Annotated in this window: 21 protein-coding genes; 8 read left to right on the top strand and 13 right to left on the bottom strand. The window is 69.1% G+C overall.

Going from position 1 to position 22,068, the window contains the following annotated elements; all coding sequences use genetic code 11:
• Positions 1–9: 9 nt before the first annotated feature.
• Positions 10–1,095, bottom strand: a complete 1,086-nt coding sequence (locus C454_RS09085) for a hypothetical protein (protein ID WP_004974780.1) — start codon at positions 1,093–1,095, stop codon at positions 10–12.
• Positions 1,096–1,203: 108 nt separating this feature from the next.
• A complete protein-coding gene (locus C454_RS09080) occupies positions 1,204–1,842 on the bottom strand; it encodes a dienelactone hydrolase family protein (protein WP_004974778.1) in 639 nt (212 codons plus the stop codon).
• A gap of 54 nt (positions 1,843–1,896) precedes the next feature.
• On the opposite strand from C454_RS09080, the gene C454_RS09075 reads away from it, so the two are divergent.
• Positions 1,897–2,721, top strand: a complete 825-nt coding sequence (locus C454_RS09075) for a PspA/IM30 family protein (RefSeq protein WP_004974776.1) — start codon at positions 1,897–1,899, stop codon at positions 2,719–2,721.
• Positions 2,722–2,874: 153 nt separating this feature from the next.
• Entirely contained in the window at positions 2,875–3,960 is a 1,086-nt protein-coding gene (locus tag C454_RS09070) for a hypothetical protein (RefSeq protein ID WP_004974774.1), read from the top strand.
• A 51-nt stretch (positions 3,961–4,011) separates the two neighbouring features.
• On the opposite strand, the gene C454_RS09065 is transcribed toward C454_RS09070, so the two are convergent.
• From C454_RS09065 to C454_RS09040, 6 genes are all read right to left on the bottom strand, one after another.
• Complete coding sequence (locus C454_RS09065) at positions 4,012–5,049, bottom strand: dipeptide epimerase (RefSeq protein ID WP_004974771.1); 1,038 nt, start codon at positions 5,047–5,049, stop codon at positions 4,012–4,014.
• Complete coding sequence (locus C454_RS09060) at positions 5,050–6,075, bottom strand: DUF1611 domain-containing protein (RefSeq protein WP_004974769.1); 1,026 nt, start codon at positions 6,073–6,075, stop codon at positions 5,050–5,052.
• Between the two features lie 124 nt (positions 6,076–6,199).
• On the bottom strand, positions 6,200–7,132 hold the full coding sequence (locus C454_RS09055; protein WP_004974766.1) for a Vms1/Ankzf1 family peptidyl-tRNA hydrolase: 933 nt from the start codon (positions 7,130–7,132) through the stop codon (positions 6,200–6,202).
• 87 nt (positions 7,133–7,219) lie between these two features.
• Positions 7,220–7,627, bottom strand: coding sequence for a DUF5802 family protein (locus C454_RS09050; protein ID WP_004974763.1), 408 nt, complete (start codon positions 7,625–7,627; stop codon positions 7,220–7,222).
• 212 nt (positions 7,628–7,839) lie between these two features.
• Entirely contained in the window at positions 7,840–8,160 is a 321-nt protein-coding gene (locus tag C454_RS09045; RefSeq protein WP_004974762.1) for a hypothetical protein, read from the bottom strand.
• Positions 8,150–9,190, bottom strand: a complete 1,041-nt coding sequence (locus C454_RS09040) for a zinc-binding dehydrogenase (RefSeq protein WP_004974761.1) — start codon at positions 9,188–9,190, stop codon at positions 8,150–8,152. Before C454_RS09040 ends, C454_RS09045 begins: the two co-directional genes overlap by 11 nt.
• Positions 9,191–9,424: 234 nt before the next feature.
• Here C454_RS09040 and C454_RS09035 point away from each other — a divergent pair, with 234 nt between their 5' ends.
• The 3 genes from C454_RS09035 (at position 9,425) to ilvD (ending at position 12,749) form a co-directional block, all read left to right on the top strand.
• Entirely contained in the window at positions 9,425–10,228 is an 804-nt protein-coding gene (locus tag C454_RS09035) for a helix-turn-helix transcriptional regulator (RefSeq protein ID WP_049905059.1), read from the top strand.
• Between the two features lie 94 nt (positions 10,229–10,322).
• Complete coding sequence (locus C454_RS09030) at positions 10,323–10,898, top strand: MogA/MoaB family molybdenum cofactor biosynthesis protein (RefSeq protein WP_004974757.1); 576 nt, start codon at positions 10,323–10,325, stop codon at positions 10,896–10,898.
• Between the two features lie 96 nt (positions 10,899–10,994).
• Complete coding sequence (gene ilvD / locus C454_RS09025) at positions 10,995–12,749, top strand: dihydroxy-acid dehydratase (RefSeq protein WP_004974756.1); 1,755 nt, start codon at positions 10,995–10,997, stop codon at positions 12,747–12,749.
• Between the two features lie 42 nt (positions 12,750–12,791).
• On the opposite strand, the gene C454_RS09020 is transcribed toward ilvD, so the two are convergent.
• From C454_RS09020 to C454_RS09010, 3 genes are all read right to left on the bottom strand, one after another.
• Entirely contained in the window at positions 12,792–13,052 is a 261-nt protein-coding gene (locus tag C454_RS09020; protein ID WP_004974755.1) for a hypothetical protein, read from the bottom strand.
• A 114-nt stretch (positions 13,053–13,166) separates the two neighbouring features.
• Positions 13,167–14,126 carry a D-2-hydroxyacid dehydrogenase gene (locus C454_RS09015; RefSeq protein ID WP_004974753.1) on the bottom strand — a complete coding sequence of 320 codons (960 nt, stop codon included), beginning with the start codon at positions 14,124–14,126 and terminating at the stop codon, positions 13,167–13,169.
• 55 nt (positions 14,127–14,181) lie between these two features.
• Entirely contained in the window at positions 14,182–14,409 is a 228-nt protein-coding gene (locus C454_RS09010; RefSeq protein ID WP_004974750.1) for a hypothetical protein, read from the bottom strand.
• A gap of 333 nt (positions 14,410–14,742) precedes the next feature.
• On the opposite strand from C454_RS09010, the gene C454_RS09005 reads away from it, so the two are divergent.
• Together C454_RS09005 and C454_RS09000 are read left to right on the top strand one after the other, a co-directional pair.
• On the top strand, positions 14,743–16,128 hold the full coding sequence (locus C454_RS09005; RefSeq protein WP_004974749.1) for an NAD(P)/FAD-dependent oxidoreductase: 1,386 nt from the start codon (positions 14,743–14,745) through the stop codon (positions 16,126–16,128).
• A gap of 42 nt (positions 16,129–16,170) precedes the next feature.
• Complete coding sequence (locus C454_RS09000) at positions 16,171–16,614, top strand: hypothetical protein (RefSeq protein ID WP_004974747.1); 444 nt, start codon at positions 16,171–16,173, stop codon at positions 16,612–16,614.
• Positions 16,615–16,917: 303 nt separating this feature from the next.
• On the opposite strand, the gene C454_RS08995 is transcribed toward C454_RS09000, so the two are convergent.
• Entirely contained in the window at positions 16,918–18,564 is a 1,647-nt protein-coding gene (locus C454_RS08995) for a lipopolysaccharide biosynthesis protein (protein ID WP_004974743.1), read from the bottom strand.
• A gap of 71 nt (positions 18,565–18,635) precedes the next feature.
• Positions 18,636–19,994: an NRAMP family divalent metal transporter gene (locus C454_RS08990; RefSeq protein WP_004974742.1), complete on the bottom strand. Its 1,359-nt coding sequence runs from the start codon at positions 19,992–19,994 to the stop codon at positions 18,636–18,638.
• 124 nt (positions 19,995–20,118) lie between these two features.
• Here C454_RS08990 and C454_RS08985 point away from each other — a divergent pair, with 124 nt between their 5' ends.
• Positions 20,119–22,008, top strand: coding sequence for a sensor histidine kinase (locus C454_RS08985; protein ID WP_004974741.1), 1,890 nt, complete (start codon positions 20,119–20,121; stop codon positions 22,006–22,008).
• Positions 22,009–22,068 lie beyond the last annotated feature (60 nt).

Below are 22,068 nucleotides of genomic sequence, written 5' to 3'. Positions count from 1 at the left end.
AGAGCCGGGTCACCCCTCTCCCAACTCCGCGGCCGTCACCGCCCCCGGCCCATCCTCGACTTCGTCTTCGGCGTCAGCCGCGAGCGCGTAGCCGTAGGGAAGGAGCAACAGGCTCCCGAACCAGCCGACGACGAGCCCCAGAGCGCCGAAAATCGTCCCGACGACGCCGATGGCGACGGCGTCGGCCGCGATGACGACCGCGACGAGCGCGACGCTCCAGCCGACGAGCGACTTCCACGACCCGCGGCGGATGCAGAAGCCGGCGAACAGGCCGAAGGCGGTCACGGCGCCGATGCCGGGGACGAGGACGTAGCGCATGCCGAGCGACCCCGTGTTGGTGAGCGTCGTCGCCAGCCACATGGCGACGAGCGTGCCGGGGACGACCAGTAGGGCAGTTCGGCGGTCCAGCGGGCGGGCGCGGCCGTGAATCCGGAACGCGCCGAGGAGGCCGAGGCCCGCGACGGTGTACGCCCAGCCGATGGGGTTGAACAGGAACCCGCCGACGATGGTGAGGAAGTTCCCGATGACTTCACCCGGGTTCGCGGGGGAGACGAGGTAGTGCGCGCCGCCGCGCTCGTAGAGCCCCGGCACGACGAACGTGCTGTTGGTGACGGTTCCCTCGTCGATGGCCTCGCGCACGTCGGCGCTGGCGTTTGAGGCGGGCGACGACGCCGCGGCGGAAACGGTCTCCCAGTCGGTCGGGTCGAGTTCGATGGTCGCGCGGACGGGGTCGCCTGAGACGTTCAGCGAGAAGCGATAGTACCGACCGTCGTAGACCGCGAACTCGGCGTCTTCGTTCACGTCCGAGAGAGTCATGTACGCCTCGGGTTCGATGTCGCCGTCGTACCGGCCGGTGCGGGCGGCGGTCGCGACCGGCTCTCGGAGTTGCGGCGTCTCGTTCACCGTCTCGTCGAGGTTGACCACGTCCGAGTCGTGGGAGGCGACGAGACCGGGCGGCGAGTCGGCTGTCACTTCCTCGGCTTGGTACGTCGATTCGATGGCCGAAGTGGAGGTGGCGACGGCGAACGACTGGCTCAGCGCGACGCCGACGAGGAGGAGGGCGACGACGGCGGCGAGTCGCTTGCGAGGGACCATGCACCCGGCTTCGGAGCCGAGCCAAAAATGTCGTTCGGTCGAATTGTCGTAGGTCGTTTCGTCACGGGTCGATGGCGTCGAAAGTGACCCCGTCGCTCACCCCCGCTCTCACTCGACGCCGAGGTTCGGGATGAGGAAGTCGGCGACGGCGGCCGCGACCTTCGCCTCCTGTCCGACGAAGAAGTGGTCGGCGGCGAACTCGACGACGGGTTGGTGGTACTCGCGGGCGCGCTCGACGACGGGTTCCCAGTCGGCGACGTCGTCGCGGGTGCCGTAGACGACCTGCACGGGCACGGGGATGCGGTCGAAGGCCGCGACGGCGTCGAGGTCGTCGGCGAGTCGTCCGGCGGGTCCGAGCGCGGAGACGGCGTCCACGGCCGCGCCCTCGGCGGCCGCGAGGAGCGCCATCGCGCCGCCGAACGAGAAGCCGAACAGGCCCACGCGGTCGTAGCGCTCCGCGGCCCACTCGACCGCGCGGAGGGTGTCGGCGCGCTCGCCGTAGCCCTCGTCCCACGGGCCGTAATCGAAGCGGAGGCAGTCGACGCCGCGGGCGGTGAGCGCGTCGCTGACGGCGACGAGGCGGCCGTCGCCGCGGTGGCCTTGGTGTTGTGGATGGGGCGGACAGGCGACGACGACGGCGTCGCTTCGGGTCACCCGGTCGCCAGTGTCGTCCGCGCCGTCTCCGTGGGCGCGGTCGAGGGTCGCCCGCACGTCGCGCCCCCCGGGAACGAGAATCGTCTCGGTCATAGAGACAGGTTGCGCTGGTGAGGTTTTAAGCCGAACGTCGCGTAGTAATTGGGTATGGGAATTCTCTCTCGCACGTCGTACGTCATCCGGTCGAAGATAAACGCCCTCCTCAACCGTGCGGAGGACCCGACCGAGACGCTCGACTACTCCTACGAGAAGATGCGCGACGAGCTACAGCAGGTCAAACAGGGCATCGCCGACCTGACGACCCAGAAGAAGCGACTGGAGATACAGAAGCGCCGCCTCGAAGAGAACGTCGAAAAGCACAACGACCAGGCCCGCGAGGCCGTCCAGCAGGACCGCGAGGACCTCGCGCGCAAGGCGCTCGAAAAGAAGCAGGCGAAGATGAGCCAAATCGAGGAGCTGGAGACCCAAATCGCCAGCCTGCAGGAGACGCAGGACCAGCTCGTCAACAAGAAGGACGAACTCCAGAGCCGCATCGAGGAGTTCCGCACGAAAAAGGAGACCATGAAGGCCCGCTACGAGGCCGCCGAGGCGTCGAGCCGCGTCTCCGAGGCGATGTCCGGCGTCGGCGACGAGATGGCCGACGTGGGGCGCGCGCTCGAACGCGCCGAGGAGCGCACCGACGAGATGGAGGCCCGCTCGGCCGCGATGGACGAACTCATGGACTCCGGCGCGTTCGACGACGCCCTGTCGGACAAGGACTCCATCGAGCGCGAACTCGAAGCCGGCCGCTCCAGCGCCGAGGTCGACACCGAACTCGAGACGCTCAAAGCCGAGATGGGCAAGTCGTCCGGGTCGTCGGACGCCGAAAGCGAGAGCGCGGCCGACGCCGACGTGGACGTCGAGACCGACGTGGCCGACGAGGAGGTCGAAGCCGAACTCGAAGAGCTGAAGAACGAAGACGACTCCTCCTGAGCGCGCCCGCCGACCCCGCCGTCTCAACGTCCCTCACCGCCTCAACCGCCTCAACTGCCCCGCCGCCCTACCGCCTCCGCCGTCCCGTGACTCGCGCGTCTCTGCGACGAATCGCCAGTACGCACTTCAACCACCCCCGCGATAGCTTCGTCCATGTCGAACACCGGCGGCCCGTCGGCCGGCGAGCCCGACGACACGATGCGGGAGCGCGGGACGACGAGCCGCGCGAAGCTCCGCGCCCTCCTCGACGCGGACCGTCGCGTCGTCGCCGCGGCCCCGCTCGTCGTCGTCTTCTGTAGCGTCGTCGTTCTCGGCCAACTGGACCCGACCCCGCTCCGGGTCGCCGTCGAGGCCTCGGACCCCATCGAGACGCTGGCACAGGGGCTTCTCACCGCGATTATCACGGGGGTCACGCTCGTCGTCACCATCAATCAGCTCGTGCTCTCGCGCGAACTCGGCCCGCTGGGCGACCAGCGCGACCGGATGGAGGGGTCGATGACCTTCCGCGAGGACGTGGCGGACCTGCTGGACGCGCCGGTCGCGCCGCCGGAGCCCTCGGCGTTCCTGCGCGCGCTGGCCGAGGGCATCGCGTCGCGGGCGCGGGCGGTCGAAGAGACGCTCGGTGCGGACGGTGACGCGGGCGAGAGCGGCGACGCCGACGCGAGCGACGACCCGACGACCCGCGTCCGCGAGTTCGCCGAGGAGGTCGAGTCCAACGCCGAGGCGGTCGCAGGGCGCTTGGAGGGCCGGCAGTTCGGGACGTTCGAGGTGCTGTCGGCGGCGCTGGACCTGAACTACTCGTGGAAAATCTATCAGGCGGCGCGGCTCCGCCGCGTCCACGACGCCGACCTCTCGGCGGAGACGAAGACGGCGCTGTCGGAGCTTCGCGACGCGCTCGAACTGTTCGGTCCCGCCCGCGAGCACGTCAAGACGCTCTACTTCCGGTGGGAACTGGTCGACCTCTCGCGGACGATGTTCTACGCGGCGGTCCCCGCGCTCGTGGCGAGCATCGGCGCGATTCTCTTTCTCGACGACCCGACGACGATTACCGGCGCGACGCTCGGCGTGTCGAACCTGCTTCTCACGGTCGCGTTCGTGGTTGCCGTCTCGCTCGCGCCCTTCGCCGTGCTCGCGGCCGCGGTTCTCCGAATCTCCACGGTCGCAAAACGGACGCTCTCTATCGGGCCGTTCGTGCTCCGGTCGGAGACCCGCGAAGACGACCTCGACTGGGAGTCCTGAGGGGCGTTCAGCGTCGGCGTCGCGGCGTCACCGAGCCGCCGATTCTCCGCCTCACCGACGCTGCGCGCCGGTTCCCGGGCGGTCGAGCGCGTCGAGGTCGATTTCGCCGTTCGGCATCGGGACGCCCTCGTAGGGGTCGTCCGCGAGGAGGAGCGAGCCGTCGAGGTCGGCGTAGTCGAGCAGCGGCGCGAGGTGACAGCCCGCCGCGATGGCGGCGTTCGTCTCTATCATGCAGCCGAGCATGACTTCCAGCCCGTGGGCCCGGGCGGCGTGGATGGCGCGTTTCGCCTCCGTGAGGCCGCCGCACTTCATCAGTTTGAGGTTCGCGATATCGACCCGGTCGGCGATGCGCGGGATGTCGTCGGCCGTGATACAGGACTCGTCGGCCGCGATGGGGAGCGCGCCGTGGTCGTAGACGAACTTCAGCCCCTCGTAGTCCTCCGCGGGGACCGGCTGTTCGACGAACTCGACGCCGTGGTCGGCGAGGAACTCGGTCATCTCGACGGCCTCGCGGGGCGTCCACGCCTCGTTGGCGTCGACTCGGATGGTCACGCCGGGGGCCTCGTCGCGGACGGCCTCGACGATGGCCCTGTCGCGGTCGGTGCCGAGTTTGACCTTGAGCACGTCGTAGCCGGCCTCGTAGGCCTCTTTGGTCTTCTCGCGCATCGTGTCGAGGTCGTCGAGGCCGACGGTGTACGACGAGGTTGGCGTCCGCGACGAGTCGAGCCCCCAGAGGCGGTACAAGGGGACGCCGAGGCGCTTGGCCGCGAGGTCGTGGAGGGCGATGCTCACGGCGGTTCGCGCGGCCGGGTTGCGGCGGACCGTCTCGGCCAGTCGGCGCTCGATGCGGTCGATGGCGTGGGCGTCGCCGACCTCCTCGACCACCGAGAGCAGGTCCGGAAGCACGGCCTCGACGGTGTCGGCGGTCTCGCCGTAGTGCGACGACGGGGCGGCCGCGCCGACGCCCGTCATGCCGCCTTCGTCCTCGATGCGGACGACGACGTTCTCGGCTTCGGTCTGGACGCCGCGGGCGATGCCGAACGGCTCGGCCAGCGGCATCGAGACGCGCTCGAACTCGGTCGCGAGCATCTAGAACACCTCGTCGACGAGGTCGGCCGAGCCGAACCGGACGGGGTCGACCGCGGGGACGCCGAGTTCGTCGGCGAAGGCGTCGACGGCCTCGGCCGCCTCCACGTCGTCGTCGACGTGCGAGGTGTTGAGCATCCCGGCGACCACGTCGGCCTCGTGGACCGGGTCGGCGAGGTTCTCGTACAGCGAGACGTACTCCGAGAGGTCGGGCAGGGCGAACTCCTCGTAGCCGTGAATCGCCTCGCGGGTGGCCTCGTGACAGAGCACGAGCTTGTCGGCCATCGAGCCGTGGAGGATGCCGCAGGTGACCGCGGAGTACGCAGGGTGGACGATGCTCCCTTGGCCCTCGACAAAGAGCACGTCGTGTTCGTCGCCCTTCTCCAGAATCATCTCCTCGACCGCGCCGGCGGTGAAGTCGCTCACGACGCGGTCGACGGGGTTACCCCAACCCGCAATCATGATGCCGGTCTGGCCGGTCGGGATGAAGCCCGCGTCGATGCCCCGCTCGCGGGCGGCCTCGACGAGTTCGAGCGTCGCGGTCATCTTGCCGACCGAACAGTCCGTGCCGACCGTGAGGACGACTTCCGCGTCGACATCGGCGGATTTGCCCTGCGCGACGCCGAGGTCGTCGTGAGGCTTGCGGACGTCGTTGATGTCGCAGCCGTGTTCGTCGGCGAGTCGGACGAACTCCTCGTCTTCGGTGAGGAAGTAGTGGAGGCCGGAGATGAGGTCGCAGCCGCGTTCGAGGGCGGTGCGAACGTCGTCGCGCCACGTCTCGTCGAACGCGCCGCCGATGGGCGAGATGCCGATGAGGAGGGCGTCGGCGTCGGGCGCGTCGGCCATCGAGGAGACGACCGGCACGTCGGGGAGGTCGCGGCGGTGGTCGGCGGCGGAGGTGCCGGGGTTGTCGCGGTCGAGGACGGCCACCACGTCGTAGTCGGCGTACTTCAGGACGCCCGTGGCGGTCTTCGCGCGGTCGGGGAACTTCTCGTGTGCGAGGACGACGACTCGCTGTGGGTCGCTCATACTGGGTGACACTACGTGCCACCCTAAAAGGTGGGACGGTTCGGCGGCGACCGTCGGGTCGCGTCGCCGAGTCGTCTGCGACTATTCGGGACGACAGGGACCGCACCGCGGCGTCGCCGCCGGCTCAGAGCCGGTAGAGCCGCGTCGTCCAGAACTCCCTGGACGCCTCCGCGAGCGCCGCTTCGGGGTCGCCGCTGGCGTCCACGGTCGCGGTCAGCGCGGCCCGGTCGCGGAACTCGCCGAGGACGGTCCGCTCGCCGAGGACGACGAGGTCGGCGTCGCCGCCGGCGGCACCCGCATCCGCGCCGGAACCGCCGCCGAGGAACTCGTCGAGCGCCTCGTGACAGCGGTCGAGGTGGTCGTCGATTTGGCCCTCGCGGATGCGCTCGAAGCGAGCCTGCGAGAACCCGCCTTTCGAGTGGGCGGACTTCACGTCGCTCTCGAAGCCCTCGACGAATTCGAGGTCGGCGTCCTCGTAGCGGCCGAGAGCGAACAGGTCGCCGCGGACGAGCGCGACGACGGTGGTCTCGGTCGGGTGGAACCACGCCGGGTCGAGGTCGAAGCCGTCGCTCCACGCGTCGAAGCCGTCGGGTTGGCGCGGGGGCGAGAGCGCGACGCTCACCAGTCCGGCGTCGTCGGTGAGCGCGACGCAGGGCGCGGCCCGTCGGACGAGCGAGGCCCGGTCGCCGAAGGCGGACTCGACGGCCGAGGGGAGCGAGCGGTCGTCGGTGACGGCGGCGGTGAGCGCGCCCTCCGCGTCGGTCGAAAGCGAGTCGAGGCGGGACAGCACCTCGCGGAGACGGTCGCCGCGGAGGTCCTCGGTGCCGCGGTAGTCGAGAGAGTCGTCGTCGCCCGAGAGGCGTTCTACGCGGTCTTCGAGTTCGGTGATGCGGTCTTCGAGGCGGTTGACCTCCTTCTCGGCTTCCTGTCGCGCGCGGGCCGCCTCCGTTCGGCGCTCGGACTCGCCCTCTAGACGCCCGGCTAGCGCGTCGCGTTCGTCTTCCAACTCGGCGATGCGCTCTTTGAGTTCGGCTCGACCCAACAACTCGTCCAGCATACACGGACGCGTGCGGGCCGACCACTTGAGCGTTCGGACGCGAGGCGGACGGCGCGGGAACCCGCTCGCCACGGCGGCTGCGGGGCCTCAGGCCAGCCTGTCGTCGGGTCGGTCCGGGCCGGAGCCCTCGGTCCCGCCGGGACCGCCGGGCGCGAGGTCGTCGAGGTCGTAGCCGGCGTACCGGAGTAACTCGGCGGCCCGCGGGGCGTCGGCGAGAAGCACCGGTCTGTCGTCCGGAAGCGCGTCCGCGTCCACGGCGTCTCGGGGAAGCGCGAGCGTTCCCGAGGGCACGCCGTCGTCGCCGACGACGGGGAAGTGGGCCGTGTCGAGTTTCATCACGAGCGGGTAGTCGACTCGCTCGACGCCGCGGCCGTCCGTGTAGACGCACTCGTTGAGTCGCTCGTGTTCCGTTCGGTGAATCGCCGCCTCGGCTCCGTCGTACGGTTCGACGTACAAGCGGCCGAGGAAGTAACTGCTGGAGAACCGTTCGAACATCTGTGCGTGTGAATGTCACCCACGGAACGGGATAAGCCTTGTCGGAACCATTTATATCGGCACGCAATTCCACCGCTGAGAATCGGCGGCCGGGTGCGACACCGGCAGCCGAGAGCGCGGCTCGGGTGCGAGAGAATCGGGGGTGAAAACGAAAACGGGCGTCGCGTCTCGACCACCCGAAAGAGCGGTTTCGACGGGTCGAACGGGTCGATTCAGTCGCCGCCGCGGGTCGCCGCGGTCATCGACCAGACGGCGACGAGGCCGAGCGCGAGCGCCGGGAGCATCGGCAGGGCCAGCATGGCCGCGAGGTACGGCAGGCCGGCCATCGCCGGGAGCGACGGCACGAGGTACACCGCGCCGGGGATGACGAGGAAACAGAGCGCGACGACGCCGACGAGCACCCAGCCGCGGTCGCCGAAGCCGGTCGCCTCCGGCTCCGAGCTACCGCCGCCGACGGCGACGCCGTCCGGCCGGTGGACGTAGGTGTCGGACTCGGTGGTCGCGTCGTCCCGAGCCGTGGTGTCAGAGCTCACTATCTGGGATTACGACCACCTTGCCAAAGCCCTGTCGCTCCTCGATGAGCTCGTGCGCGCGGTCGATTTCGCTCATGGGGAGCGTCTCGCGGATGCGGGGCTCGAAGGTGCCGTCCCAGACGAGGTCGAGCACCTCGTCGGCCTCGCCGGGCGTCGCCATCGTCGAGCCGATGACCGAGAGCTGGTTCCAGAAGATGTAGTTGAGGCCCGCGCCCGGGTCGGGGCCGGTGGTCGCCCCGCAGGTGACGACGCGGCCGCCCTTGACGAGGCTCTTGAGCGACTGCTTGTAGGTCGCCTCGCCGATGTGGTCGACGACCATGTCGACGCCGCGGCCGTCCGTGAGCTTCCGAATCTCCTTCGAGAAGTCCTCCTCCTCGTAGTTGATGACGTGGTCCGCGCCGCACTCTTTCGCGTACTCCAGTTTCTCGTCGGTGGAGGCGGTGGCGTACACTTCCGCGCCCGCGTAGTCGGCGATTTGGACGGCCGCGTGGCCGACGCCGCCGGACGCGCCGAGGACGAGCACCTTCTCGCCCGGGCGCAGTTCGCCGCGGTCGACGAGCATCCGCCACGCGGTCTGGAAGACGAGCGATGCGGAGCCGGCGACCTCCCACGGCACGTCCTCGGGGACGGGCACGAGGTTCTCCTCGGGAATCGCCGCGAACTCGGCGTGGACGCCGCGGACGTGCTCGCCGATGATGTGGAAGTCCGGCGCGAGCGTCGGGTCGCCCTTCCGGGAGAACTCGTCGCCGCCGCCGGCGACGCCCGCGATGAGCGCGACGTGGTCGCCCGCCTCGAAGCGGGTCACGCGCTCGCCGACCTCGGTGACGACGCCGGCCATGTCGCTGCCGGGAATGTGCGGCATCTCCAACTCGACGCCCGGGAGGCCGCGTCGCGTCCAGATGTCGAGGTGGTTGAGCGACGCCGCCTTCACGTCGACGAGGACCTCGTCGGGGCCGACCTCCGGGTCCGGGAAGTCGCCGTATTCGAGGACGTCTCGGTCGCCGTGTTCCGTGAATTGGACCGCTTTCATCTCGACACCACCGAGGAAGGGCAGGAACTAAAGTGTGGGTTTACGCCAATCGTCTTTCCTCTATTTCGACATTCAGCGTATTTCCACAGGTGTCAAAACCTATCGGGGCGAAGATATATACGACGCAGGGTACCCAACACAGTCGGGTTTGGCAGTCGCGCTCGCCGACGGGATCAGCGGGCTGAACAGCCGGGCCGACAGTCGTCGGACCCTGCTCCGAAGAGAGGCACGCACGTGACCAGAGACGGGACTTCAGCACAGCTCTCGCGTCTGCTCGTGAGGCGGTCGGCGTTCGTCCGAGCGCTCGCGGAGCGACCGCGAGACAAGCGCGGGCTCGCAGACGACCTCGGTACGTCGCGTTCGACGGTCGACCGCGTCGTCCGCGAACTGCTCGACGCCGGGCTCGCCGAGCGCGGCGACGGCCAGTACCGACTGACGTGCGTCGGCCGGCGCGCGCTCGACGCGTACGACGAGTGTCTCGACTCGCTCCGCGGCGTCCACGCGGCCCGAGACCTCCTTTCGATGCTCCCGGTCGACGCGCCGCTCGACCCCGCGTTCTTGACGGGCGCGACGGTGCACACGTCGAGTCCGAACATCCCGGACAGCGCGATTCAGGAGCTGTTTTCGAGCGTCGAGAGCGCGGAGCGAGTCTCGGGCGTCGCCCCGGTCGCCCTCGTCGGTCAGCTCCGCCCGTTCTACGAGACGGCGACGGCCGGCGGGACGGTCGTCGAGATGATAATCGCCGACGAGCTGTTCGACCGGCTCGTCGCCGCTCCGGACTCTCGCGCGGTCATCGCCGACCAGCTCCGACACGAGTCGGTGACGCTCTACCGGGCCGAGGTCCCGTTCCGGTTCGGCCTCTGGGTGACGGAAGACGAGGCGGGCATCGTCGTCTACACCGACACCGGACTCGGCGGGGTCGCCCGCAACGACACCGAGGAGGCGGTCGAGTGGGCCAGAGGACAGTTCGAGACGCTCCGCGAGAACGCGGAACGCCTGGCGCCCGACTTGCTCGACGAGGTTCCGGACGGCGAGTGAGCCGCACCGCTCGGCGGTGAACTGTCCGGCCGCCCGAGCCGATGACCGCCGGGCCGACGCGGGAACTTTATCGCCCGCCGACGAAGGCGCGGCCGTGAGCGACCACGACCATCATCACGGCGAGGGAGACCACGACCACGGCGACCACGACCACGGCGATCACGGCCACGACCATCACCACCACGACATCGACGACCTCGAAGCGGCGGTGCTGACGATTTCCTCAACCCGCGACGTGGACGACGACCCCGCGGGCGACGCGATAGCGGAACTGTTCCGCGAGGCGGGTCACTCGGTGTCGGTCCGGCGGGTCGTCGACGACGACTACGACGCGATACAGACCGCGGTCTCGCGGATGGCCGACCGCGGCGACGTCGACGTGACGGTCACGACCGGCGGGACGGGCGTCACGCCCGACGACCGGACCGTCGAGGCGACGGCGCAGTTGTTCGGGAAGACGCTCCCCGGCTTCGGCGAGCTGTTCCGGCGGCTCTCGTACGACGAAATCGGCACCAAGGTCGTCGGCACCCGCGCGACCGCGGGCGTCGTCGACGGGATGCCGACGTTCTGTCTGCCGGGGAGCGAAAACGCCGCCCGGCTCGGGACCGCGGAGATAATCGTCCCCGAAGCGCCGCACCTCACCGGCCTGGCTCGGCGCGACGAGGAGTAGGTAAGCGCCCACAGAATCGAGGGTCGTCGGGCGAATCCGACTGCAACGTCTGCCCAGTCGCGGCCATTTAAGTTCGCGCACACGCTCCGAAGAGGTATGAGCCAGCAGTCCCCACGCGAGGAGGACCCGGACGACGTGTTCTCCAGCGGTAAGGACCCGAACCTCCGCAGCACGGAGGTCACGGAGGGTCCCGACAAGGCCCCGCACCGTGCGATGTTCCGCGCCATGGGCTTCGACGACGAGGACTTCTCGTCGCCGATGGTCGGCGTGCCGAACCCCGCCGCCGACATCACGCCGTGTAACGTCCACCTCGACGACGTTGCCGACGCGGCCATCGAGGGCATCGACGCCGCGGGCGGGATGCCCATCGAGTTCGGGACCGTCACCATCTCCGACGCCATCTCCATGGGGACCGAGGGCATGAAGGCCTCGCTCATCTCCCGCGAGGTCATCGCCGACTCCGTCGAACTCGTCTCCTTCGGCGAGCGCATGGACGCGCTCGTCACCGTCGCCGGCTGCGACAAGAACCTCCCCGGCATGATGATGGCCGCCATCCGGACGGACCTCCCCTCCGTCTTCCTCTACGGCGGTTCCATCATGCCCGGCCAGCACGAGGGCCGCGAGGTCACCGTCCAGAACGTCTTCGAGGGCGTCGGCACCTACGCCGAAGGTGACATGAGCGCCGACGAACTCGACGACCTCGAACGCCACGCCTGCCCCGGCGCGGGCTCCTGCGGCGGGATGTTCACGGCCAACACGATGGCCTCCATCTCCGAGGCACTCGGACTGGCCCCGCTCGGGTCGGCTTCCGCACCTGCCGAGTCCGACGAGCGCTACGAGAACGCCCGCCGCGCCGGCGAGGTCGTCCTCGACTGCGTCGAAAACGACCGCCGCCCCTCCGACATCCTCACGAAGAAGTCCTTCGAGAACGCCATCACCCTGCAGGTCGCTACCGGCGGGTCGACCAACGCCGTGCTCCACCTGCTCGCGCTCGCCGCCGAGGCGGGCGTCGACCTCGACATCGAGGAGTTCGACGAAATCTCCCGGCGCACGCCGAAAATCGCCAACCTCCAGCCCGGCGGCACGCGCGTCATGAACGACCTCCACGAAATCGGGGGCATCCCGGTCGTCATCCGCCGTCTCGTCGAGGCCGACCTGTTCCACGGCGACGCGATGACCGTCACCGGTCGCACCATCGCCGAGGAACTCGACCACCTCGACCTCCCGGACGACGAGGGCCTCGAAGCGGACTTCCTCTACACGGTCGACGAGCCGTATCAGGAGGAGGGAGCCATCAAGATTCTCACCGGCAACCTCGCGCCCGACGGCGCGGTCCTGAAGGTGACCGGCGACGACGCCTTCCACCACACCGGCCCCGCCCGCGTCTTCGAGAACGAGGAGGACGCGATGCGCTACGTGCAGGAGGGCCACATCGAGGAGGGCGACGTCATCGCCATCCGCAACGAGGGTCCGCGCGGCGGCCCCGGCATGCGCGAGATGCTCGGCGTCACCGCGGCCGTCGTCGGACAGGGCCACGAGGACGACGTGGCGCTTCTCACCGACGGCCGGTTCTCCGGCGCGACGCGCGGCCCGATGGTCGGCCACGTCGCCCCCGAGGCGACCGAGGGCGGCCCCATCGGCCTCCTCGAAGACGGCGACGAGGTGACCGTCGACATCCCGAACCGCGAACTCTCCGTGGACCTCACCGACGAAGAACTCGAAACGCGGAAAGAGGACTGGGAACCCAAGCCGCCGGCGTACACCTCCGGCGTGCTGGCGAAGTACGCCCGCGACTTCGGTTCCGCCGCGAACGGCGCGGTGACGAACCCCGCGCTCACGCGCGACGAGTAACGACGAGTCGCCGCGGCGTCTCCCGCGACGCGACCACAGTCGTCAAAACAGGTGCACGCCGGACGCCCGGTACAGGGCGAGCACCCCGATTCCGAGCGCGGTTCCGACCGGAATCAGCGCAATCACTTTTCGCGGCTGTTCGGTGAACCCGTAGACGCACAGGCCGAACGGGACGGACAGCAGCACGTCTATCGTCCACTCCGGGAGGGCGGGCGAGAGCCCGGACCACGGGACGAAAACGAGGAGTCCCGCGCCGCCGAAAAAGGCGAGAATTCGGTTCCACCGCCACGCTGAGAACTGCACGGCACAACCGACAGTAGCTACTGGATTGACAGTTTCGGTGCGGAATCCGGTCGCGGTGCCGTCGACTGTGGGGTTGTAGGGTCGCGGATCGCGGAGTCGCTGAGTCGACTCGGATTAGGCCACGCGGTTCCGCAGGTCGCCGTCGCCGGCGTCCAGTTTGTCGAGGTTCTCGGCGATGATGTCGGCCATGCGTTCCCAGTACTTCGGGGTGTGGCCGGCGTTGTGGGGGGTGATGAGGACGTTTTCGAAGTCCCAGAGCGGGTGGTCAGAGGGCAGCGGTTCGGGGTCGGTCACGTCGAGTGCCGCCCCGCGGATGCCGTTGCTCCGGAGTTGCGAGACGAGCGCGTCGGTGTCGACGACCGGGCCGCGGCCGACGTTGACGAGGACGGTGTCGGGGGCCATCGACGCGAACGCGTCGGCGTCGACGAGGCCGCGAGTGGCGTCGGTCAGCGGGCACGCGATGACGACGTAGTCCCCGCGGGCGAAGGCGTCGTGGAGGCCCTGTTCGTCGTCGAAGCCGACGACCTCGTCGGTCGGGCCGCCCTTCTCCGGCGAGTAGCGCACGCCGACGGTCTCGACGCCGAACGGTTCGAGTCGGTCCACGATCGCCTCGCCGAGCGCGCCGAGACCGACGACGGTGACCGTCGAGTCCTGCAGTTCGACCGTCTGGTACGACTGCCAGACGCCGGCGTCCTGCTGGCGCTCAGCGACGTGGAAGCGGCGAGCGAAGTAGAGGAGGCTGCCGAGGACCTGTTCGGCGATGTTCGGACCGTGGACGCCGGAGGCGTTTGTGACGGCCACGTCGCGGGCCTCGAACGCCTCGATGGGGAGGTGGCCCGTGCCGGCGAACACGCAGGCGAACAGGTCGAGGTTCTCGGCGGCTTCGAGGTCCGCTTCGTCCGCGTCGAAGCCGGTCGCGACTCGCGCGCGGGAGAGGAGGTCGCGCTCCTCGGCGGGGGTAGTCGCGAGGGCGACCTCGCGGTCGGGGAGCCGCTCGCGGAGCGTTTCGGCGTACGCCTCGGCAGACAGGCCGTGAATCTTCTGCCGAAGCACCGCGATGTCTGGGTCGGACATGCTCGATGATTCTCGAAGTCGGTGATGAATCTGTCCGATTCGGCCGGGTGGACGCTCACTCGATGGGCTCGCGCCGTCGCGGGCGACGTTTCGAAATCGTACGGGTGACCGCGACGGCATCGACTGTCGGGTCGACGACGAACCGCGAGCCGTCTTCACCGAGTCTCCACGCAACGGGCGCATACCCCTGTGGGGCGGGGCCGCCGTCGACGAAGACGAGGTCGCCCGTCTCGTCGCGAAACACGACGGGCTCTCTCGGTTCGTCCGGCTCGTCTGCGGTCATTGACTCGGAGCTACCGCGCTCTCCGCTATAAACCCCCGCACTCGGTTATCAACCTCGGTATTCGGCTGAGTTCTGTTGACAGAACCGACATACGTCGGTGAAATTCATCGGACCCTTAGATTATCTGTAATAGTATTTTGAAAGAGCGGTGAGCCACGCTACGGAATCTACTGGGGGGCCGTTCCCGTCGAGAGGGCCGAGCGGCGGCGCGTCGAGCGGCGAACGCGGCGTTGCTGGTGCGCGGTCGGTGCAGCGCGCGGACGCGCGGCTCGAAACCGTCGGACGCCGCGTCGGTTCAGGGGGTTTAATACCTGAGCGAAGTGCTGTAGCGGTATGGAACGCGTAGATGTCGCCATCATCGGCGGCGGTCCGGCCGGCACGTCGGCGGCACACGCCGCGGCCTCGGCCGGGGCCTCCGCCCTGGTCCTCGAGAAGGGCGTCCCCCGAGCAGACCGACCGGGCCTCGGGCCCGACTCGACGGACGCGGCCGGTATCCTCGACTACTGGGTGGACATCATGGGAATCCACCCCGACGAGTTCCCCGACGACGTCGTGCTCGACATCCTCGACCGCGCGGAGTTCATCGGGCCGAACGAGTCGCTGACCCTTCGGAGCACCGGCATCGACTCCTCGTACGACGAGTTCGGCTACACCTTCCACCGGGCGAAGTTCGACGACTGGCTCCGCAGTCGCGCCGAAGACGTCGGCGCGGAGTACCGCGTGAAGGCCTCCGTCCGCGATGTAGAGACCGACCTCGACGCCGCCGGCGACGACCCCCGGCACGTCGTCCGCCTCGCCAACGGCGAGGACGTGGGCGCCGACTTCGTCGTGCTCGCCGACGGCCCCCAGCGGACGGTCACGAACAAGGTGCTCGACGACCTGCTTCCGTTCCCCATCACGGACCGCCTGTCGTCGACCGAGGCGAACCACATCGCCTATCAGGAACACCGCGAGTTCCCGCCGGAACTGTTCGACGAGGTCGACGGCGCAATCAAGTTCTGGTGGGGCTACATGCCCGGCCACACGGCGTATCCGTGGATTTTCCCGAACGACAACAACGTCTGCCGGGTCGGCCTCACGATGCCCATCGGCCTCGACATCGACGAGGTCGAAGACCGCGAGGCGTACAAGCTCCTCCGCGAGGACGACGAGCGAATCCCGCAGGGCCGCGAGTACGTCCGCCGCCTTCTCGAACAGGAGTACGGCGACGAGTACGACATCGACGAGGACTTCCCTCTCGTCGAGGACCGCGGGAAGACGAAGGGAACCGAGACGTACGCCATCTCCTCGACGCGACCTATCGACTCGCCCGCGGCGGCCGGCATCGCCGTCACCGGCGGGGCGATGGGCGCGACTTCGGCCTTCCACGAGGGCGGCGACCACGTCGCCGTCCGGACGGGAGCCATCGCCGGCGAACTCGCCGCCGAGGGCGACCTGAGCGACTACAACGACCGCTGGAAGGACGCCATCGGCGACGAAATCCTCCGGAACGTCGCCATGGCCGAAATCGTCCACGACTACGGCCCCGGCCAGTGGGACAAGACGTTCAAGGCGGCCCGGAAGCTCCTCGAAAAGGACGAGGGCTACAAGGCGTTCGGCGCCTCGAAGCTCAGCGCGGGGTTCAGCGCCGCCAAACTCGCCACGCAGTACCAGCGGACGAAGGTGAAGTACCGCAAGGGCAAGTACGTCCAACTGCGCGAAGACGAGTACGCGCTGTAGTCGACGGAAGACTTATCAGTTTCTCCGAATTTCTGTCAGTCGATGGCCGGTCGACCCTCTCGCCGTCAGCTACTCCGTCACGGAGCCGCGGCGGTCGGCGTCGGGCTGACCGGCGGCCTCGCCGGCTGCTCGTCGCTTCGTGGGTGTACGTCGGCCGAAATCGTCCTCCGGGCGGAACTGGTCGGGAACGCCCCGGACGGGGCGACCGTCGTCGACGCCGCCGACCCACGGGTCGCGAACAGCCCGTGGGTGCTGAAGGTGGTCGAAGCGGCCGCCGAGGGCCACCCCCGCGAGTCGAGTATCTCCGACTGCCTGAGCGACTACGACGCCCTCCGCGCGGACCTCGACGCGCTCCCGGCGTTCGACCGGTCCGAAGACCGTCTCTACTACGTCCGCGTCGACGGGCAAGTCGTCCGACTTCGGGCAGTCTTCTTCGCCGGCGACGACGCCCGCCGGTCGGAACTCGTTTTACCCCCGGCGCGCTAGGGTCGACTGCGTACCTCAAGTCCCCGTCCGAGTGTTCCCGCTTCGGGAGCGATGACAGCACGGCGAACCCGGGTACGCGACAGCTACTGGCCGGCAGACGCCGGCGTACTTCGGAACGTCCGCGCCCGAAAGACGGACCGCCCGGCACGAGGGTTTCCCGGTCGACGCGGCACGCCGCCTCGGGATGAGACCGGCCGTTAGTGTTCTGGGCGACACCCTGTCTCGGCGAGAGACTTCTTCGACGCTCGTCGGTCGCCGGCCCGACTCGCGAGTGTGGCGAATCCGAACCCCCGCGAGCGACCGCTATCGGTTCCCGAACGTGCCGAGCCCTCGTTCGCCGAGGGCCGCAGCTATCGCCCGGCGGTAGCGGGCGGCCAACGCCGTCACCACGAGTCGGTCGCGGTCGTTGACGCCGAGCGCGCCGAGCGCGACCACGTAGGTCGCCGCGCCCAGCGTCGCGCCGGTGGCGACGACGACCGCACCGGACCCGCCCAACGCCTCGCGGACGAAGAACATGACGCCGGCCGCCGCGACGCCCGCGCCGAGCGGCTTGAGAAACGTCGCGTCGAAGGGCCACAGCCCCTCGAAGCGGCGAAGGAGGACGACCTGAATCGAGTTCTGGACGGCGATGGCGACGGCCGTGCCGAGCGCCGCGCCCGACAAGCCGAACGCCCGGACGAACGCGAGCGTGAGGAGCGTGTTCAGCACGGCTAAGAGCCAGTCGAGCGCCATCCGGGCGTACTGGTGGTCGGTCATCATGAGCAGCCACCCCGTCGCGCCGACGGCGCTCCCGACTAAGACGCCGCCGAGATAGACCACGAGGGGGACGTAGCCCGCCGTGAAGTTCGGGCCGAACACGGAGAGAATCGACCGTCCGTACACCGTGAGCACGACCAGTATCGGAACGACGCAGGTGACGATGAGCCGCGTCACAGCCGTGTACACCGCGTTGAGCGTCTCCATCTCGTCGTCGGCGTAGAGCGCCGACGCGACCGGCGGCAGGAGCATGTTGAACGAGAGGAGCGGAATCCACGCCAGCGTCACCAACACGAGCACGACGTTGTAGACGCCCGCCGCCTTCGCGGTCAGGAGGAACCCCACGAGCATCACGTCGACGCGGTTCTGGAACACCTTCCCGAGGCTGCTCAGCGCGATGGGCGCGGAGTGGTTGTAGAACCGCCGGGCCTCGGAGCGAACGCCGCGAAGACCGGGTCGGATACCGCTCGCCGAGACGGCCATCGGAAAGCCCACCAAGACGAGCACGGCCATGCCGACGACGAACGCGCCGGCGACGCCGACGAGCGAGTACCCGAGCGCCATCGCGCCGACGGCCCCCACGAGCCTGACCGCCGGGCGGAGGACGCGGTTGAAAAGCGCCTCGCCGCGGGCCGACTGCACGGCCCTGAGGATTCCCGCGTGGACCTGCACCAAGCCGACGAGGATAACCAGCGCCGCGAACAGGTGTATCGTCGGCGGGAAGTCGGGGTGCGAGACGGTCGCGGCGTTGAGCCGCCCGCTCGCGAGGACCAACCCGCCGGCGAATCCGAGACCGACGACGAGCGTCGTCAGATACGCCAGCCCCACCACTCGTCCCTGCCGCGCGGGGTCGTCGTCGTGCGCGGAGAGGTACCGCTGGAGCGTCGGGACCGACCCGAAGTTCACGAGACGGAACAGGAGCTGGGAGACTCGCCACGCGAACGCGTAGACGCCGTAGACGACCGGGCCGAACCCCTGTGCGAGCGCGTACTCGGTCGCCGTCGTCAGCGCCCGCTGGAGCGACTGTCCGCCGGAGGCGACGACCGCGCCGTGGCCGATGGTCAAGAGCGCCTCGCGTTCGTCGTCGGGGACGTCGCTATCGGAGACATCGTCGTCAGAGATGTCGCTGTCAGGGACATCGTCGTCGGGGACGACGCCGTCGAGGGTATCGTCCGCGGCTGTTTCGGAGGGCACTGTCGCGTCCCTGTCGCTTGTCGGGGTCGAAAATAAGTCGCCTGATCCCCCCGCGAGTGAGCGCCTGCCGGTCAGGCCGCGGTCGGTCGCCCGACGGTCTCGCGGACGAACTTGCCGAGGAGTCCGAGCGTCGCGGCACCCATCGCCGCGGCGAAGGCGACGACGAACACCGAAAGCGGGTCACCGAGGTCGGACAGCGCCCGCGAGCGGACGAAGTTCGCGGCGAGGACGGTCGTGATGGCCAGCAGCACGACGCCGCCGAGGTTCGCGAGCGTCGAGTTCGGCTCCGCGACCGCGTCGCTGTTGAGCAGGACGAGCACGACGGCGATGGCGAAGGGCGTGCCGACGAGCCCGAACGCCAGCACCAACACGAGAAGCGGGAAGAACGCGCCGCCGAGGAACGCGCCGACGCCGGAGAACAGCGCCACGCCCGCGAGGAGCGCGCGGTACCGATCGTCGGAGAGGTCCGTCCCCCAGCCCAGTTTGTCGGCGACGAGGTACGGCGGGACGACGGTGTTGCCGCCGAGCGTGGAGACGGCCGCCCCCAAGAGGCCGAGGAGGAACAGCCACTTGGCGTTCGCGCCCGCCAGCGGGCCGAGCGCCTGCGCGGCCGCCACCGCCGAGAGGTCGCTCGCGGCCACCTCGGGGGTGTGGAGGACGCCCGCCGCGACGACGAAGATGGCGAGGCTGTAGATGCCGAAGGCGACGAGCATCGACGCGCCCACGTCGAACGTCGCCAGCCCGTAGTCGCGGGTCGTCCAGCCGCGGGCGCGCATCGTGTACGAGTGCATCGTGATGAGCGTGATGTGGACCGCGCCCCCGAGGATGCCGGCGGCGACGAGCGCGCCGTCGACCCCCGCCGGGATGCGTGGCACGAGCCCGGCGGCCGCGGCCGCCGGGTCGACGGGGACGAAAAACAGCGACGCGAGGAACGCGACGACGACGGCCGCGACGAGCCCCTTGGCGAGAAGTTCGACGAAGCGGTAGCCCCGCCCGGCGAGTCCGGCGGCGAGGACGACCGCCCACGCGACGCCCCAGACCCGGGCGTCGACGCCGGTTATCGTCGCGCTCACGTCCGCGAGGCCCTTCATGATGACCAGTTGGGCCAGCCCCGCGGCCAGCACCCCGTCGGCGACGAGCACCCACGCCCAGCCGTCGCCCAGTTCGCGTTCGACCACGGCGATGATACCGTCCTCCGTGAGCAGGCCGAGTCGCATCGACAGGTACTGCGCCGACGCGCCGAGGACCGCCGAGAGCACCACGACCCACAGCATCGCGTAGCCGAACGTCGCGCCGGCCGTGAGCACGGTCGCCATCGTCGCCGGCCCCGCCGCGACCGCGCCCGCGACCCACGACGGCCCCATCTCCGAGAGATATCCCCGCCAGTCACCGCTCATCACCGCCGATACGTCGAGTTTGGGTTCGTTCATGCCGTCGTGGTCTCGGCGGTCGTCACAAAAGTGTTGCTACTGGGTGTTACAACCGAGTGGTCGCCTCGAAACGACGCGCAGCGCCACACGACCTTTTACCCGATGGTCGAGAGTGACCTAGGTGATGAGCGATGGTGACGGTTCGGTATCGCTTCTCGTCGTCGCCGACCCGGACGTCGCCACGGCGGTCACCGAGGGCGTTCGGGGACGAGAGACGCGGTTTGAAGTCGAGACGGTTCGGACCGCGGCCGCGGCGGGAGAGCGACTGCGAGACGCCGGCTCGGGCGTCGGCTTCGACTGCGTCGTCTCGTCGGTCGGCGGGGAGGGGACAGACGCGCTCGAGTTCCTCGCGGCGGTTCGCAGCCGAGAGCCGAAGCTCCCGTTTCTCGTCGTCGCCGACGAGACGTGCGAGTTGACCGCGACGGAGGCGCTCGACGCGGGCGTCACCGATTACGTCCGTGTTCGGGGGGCGGGTGACTACGAGGAGTTGGCCGTCCGGGTCGAGCGGGCGGTCGCGGCGACCGACCGGCGGCCGGTCGACTCCTCGCTCGTCTACGAGCGCGTCTTCGAACAGATGCTGGAGGGCGCGTGCCTGTACGACCGCGAGGGTCGATTCCTCCTCGCGAGCGCCTATCTGGCCGACTTCTACGGGATGACGCCCGCCGAACTCGAAGGCGAGCGGAGCCTGCTCGTCGAGACGGTCCGCGAGGAACGTTCGGGCGACCCGTACCAGCGGCTCTTGGACGAGGAGGTCGACTCGCTCGAAGGCGAGACCGAACTCGTCACGCCGGACGGCGAGTCGCGGACGCTGAGCTACCGCTTCGCGCCGTTTCAGGTGGCTGGCGAAATCGTCGGCGTCATCGCCGTATCGAGGGACATCACCGACCGACGGGAGCGAGAGCGGAAACTGAAGCGCGCCCGCGAGGAGTACCAAGAGCTCATCGACAGGATGAACGACACGGTCTGGGTCATCGACATCGACAGCCACATCCTCGCGGTGAACGAGACCGCGGTGGAACTGCTCGGCTACTCGCGGGACGAACTCCTCTCGATGACGGTCCACGACATCGACGCCGGCCTCAGCGACGACGAGGCATCGGCGCTCATCTCCCAGATGCCGTCGGACGGCACGCAGGTGTTCGAGACGGTCCACCGGGCGAAAGACGGCCGGGAGATACCCGTCGAAATCAGTTCGAGCCTCGTGAGCTATCACGGGGAGACGGCGGTTTTGAGCGTCGCCCGCGACACCACGAAGCGGAAGCGGTACGAGGCGGAGCTCCGCGAACAGAACCGCCTTCTCGAAACGCAGCGCGACGAGCTCGCGGTGCTGAATCAGGTCGTCCGCCACGACGTTCGCAACGACCTCCAACTGGTGACCGCCTACGCGGAACTGCTCGGGGAGCGCGTCGACGACGACGAGGCGATGGAGTACGTCGACATCGTCCGGAAGCGCGCCAACCACGCGGTCGAACTGACGAAGACGGCGCGGGACATGGCCGAGATGATGCGCAGTCGGGGCGTCGAAAACGAACCGGTCTCGCTCCGGCCCGTCCTCGAAGCCGAACTCGCGTCGCTCCGAGAGATGGCTCCGGAGGCGAGCGTGACGGTCGAAACCGAGGTGCCGGCGGTCGCGGTGCTGGCCGACGACATGCTCGGGTCCGTCTTCCGGAACCTCCTCACGAACGCCGTCCAGCACACCGACCGGGACGAGCCGACTATCGAGGTCTCCGTCTCGGAGTCCGAAGGGGGCGACCACGTCGTCGTCCGCGTCGCCGACGACGGCCGGGGGATACCCGACGAGCGAAAAGAGACCGTCTTCGCGAAGGACGAAAAGGGACTGGACAGCCGGGGGACCGGCCTCGGACTGTACCTCGTGCGGTCGCTGGTCGAGAAGTACGGCGGCGACGTGTGGGTCGAGGACAACGACCCGAGAGGGGCCGTCTTCGCGGTCGAACTCCGGGTGGCCGACGCCGGTCAGGCCGACTCCGACCGGTCGTCGCCGACGCGGTCGTAGCCCGTCATCTGACTCCCTCGCGTTCGGTGAAGACGACTTTTTGGTTCGACCCCGGCACCC

The organism is Haloferax gibbonsii ATCC 33959 (assembly GCF_000336775.1).
Lineage (GTDB): Archaea > Halobacteriota > Halobacteria > Halobacteriales > Haloferacaceae > Haloferax > Haloferax gibbonsii.
This window is presented reverse-complemented; position numbering and strand designations above follow the sequence as displayed.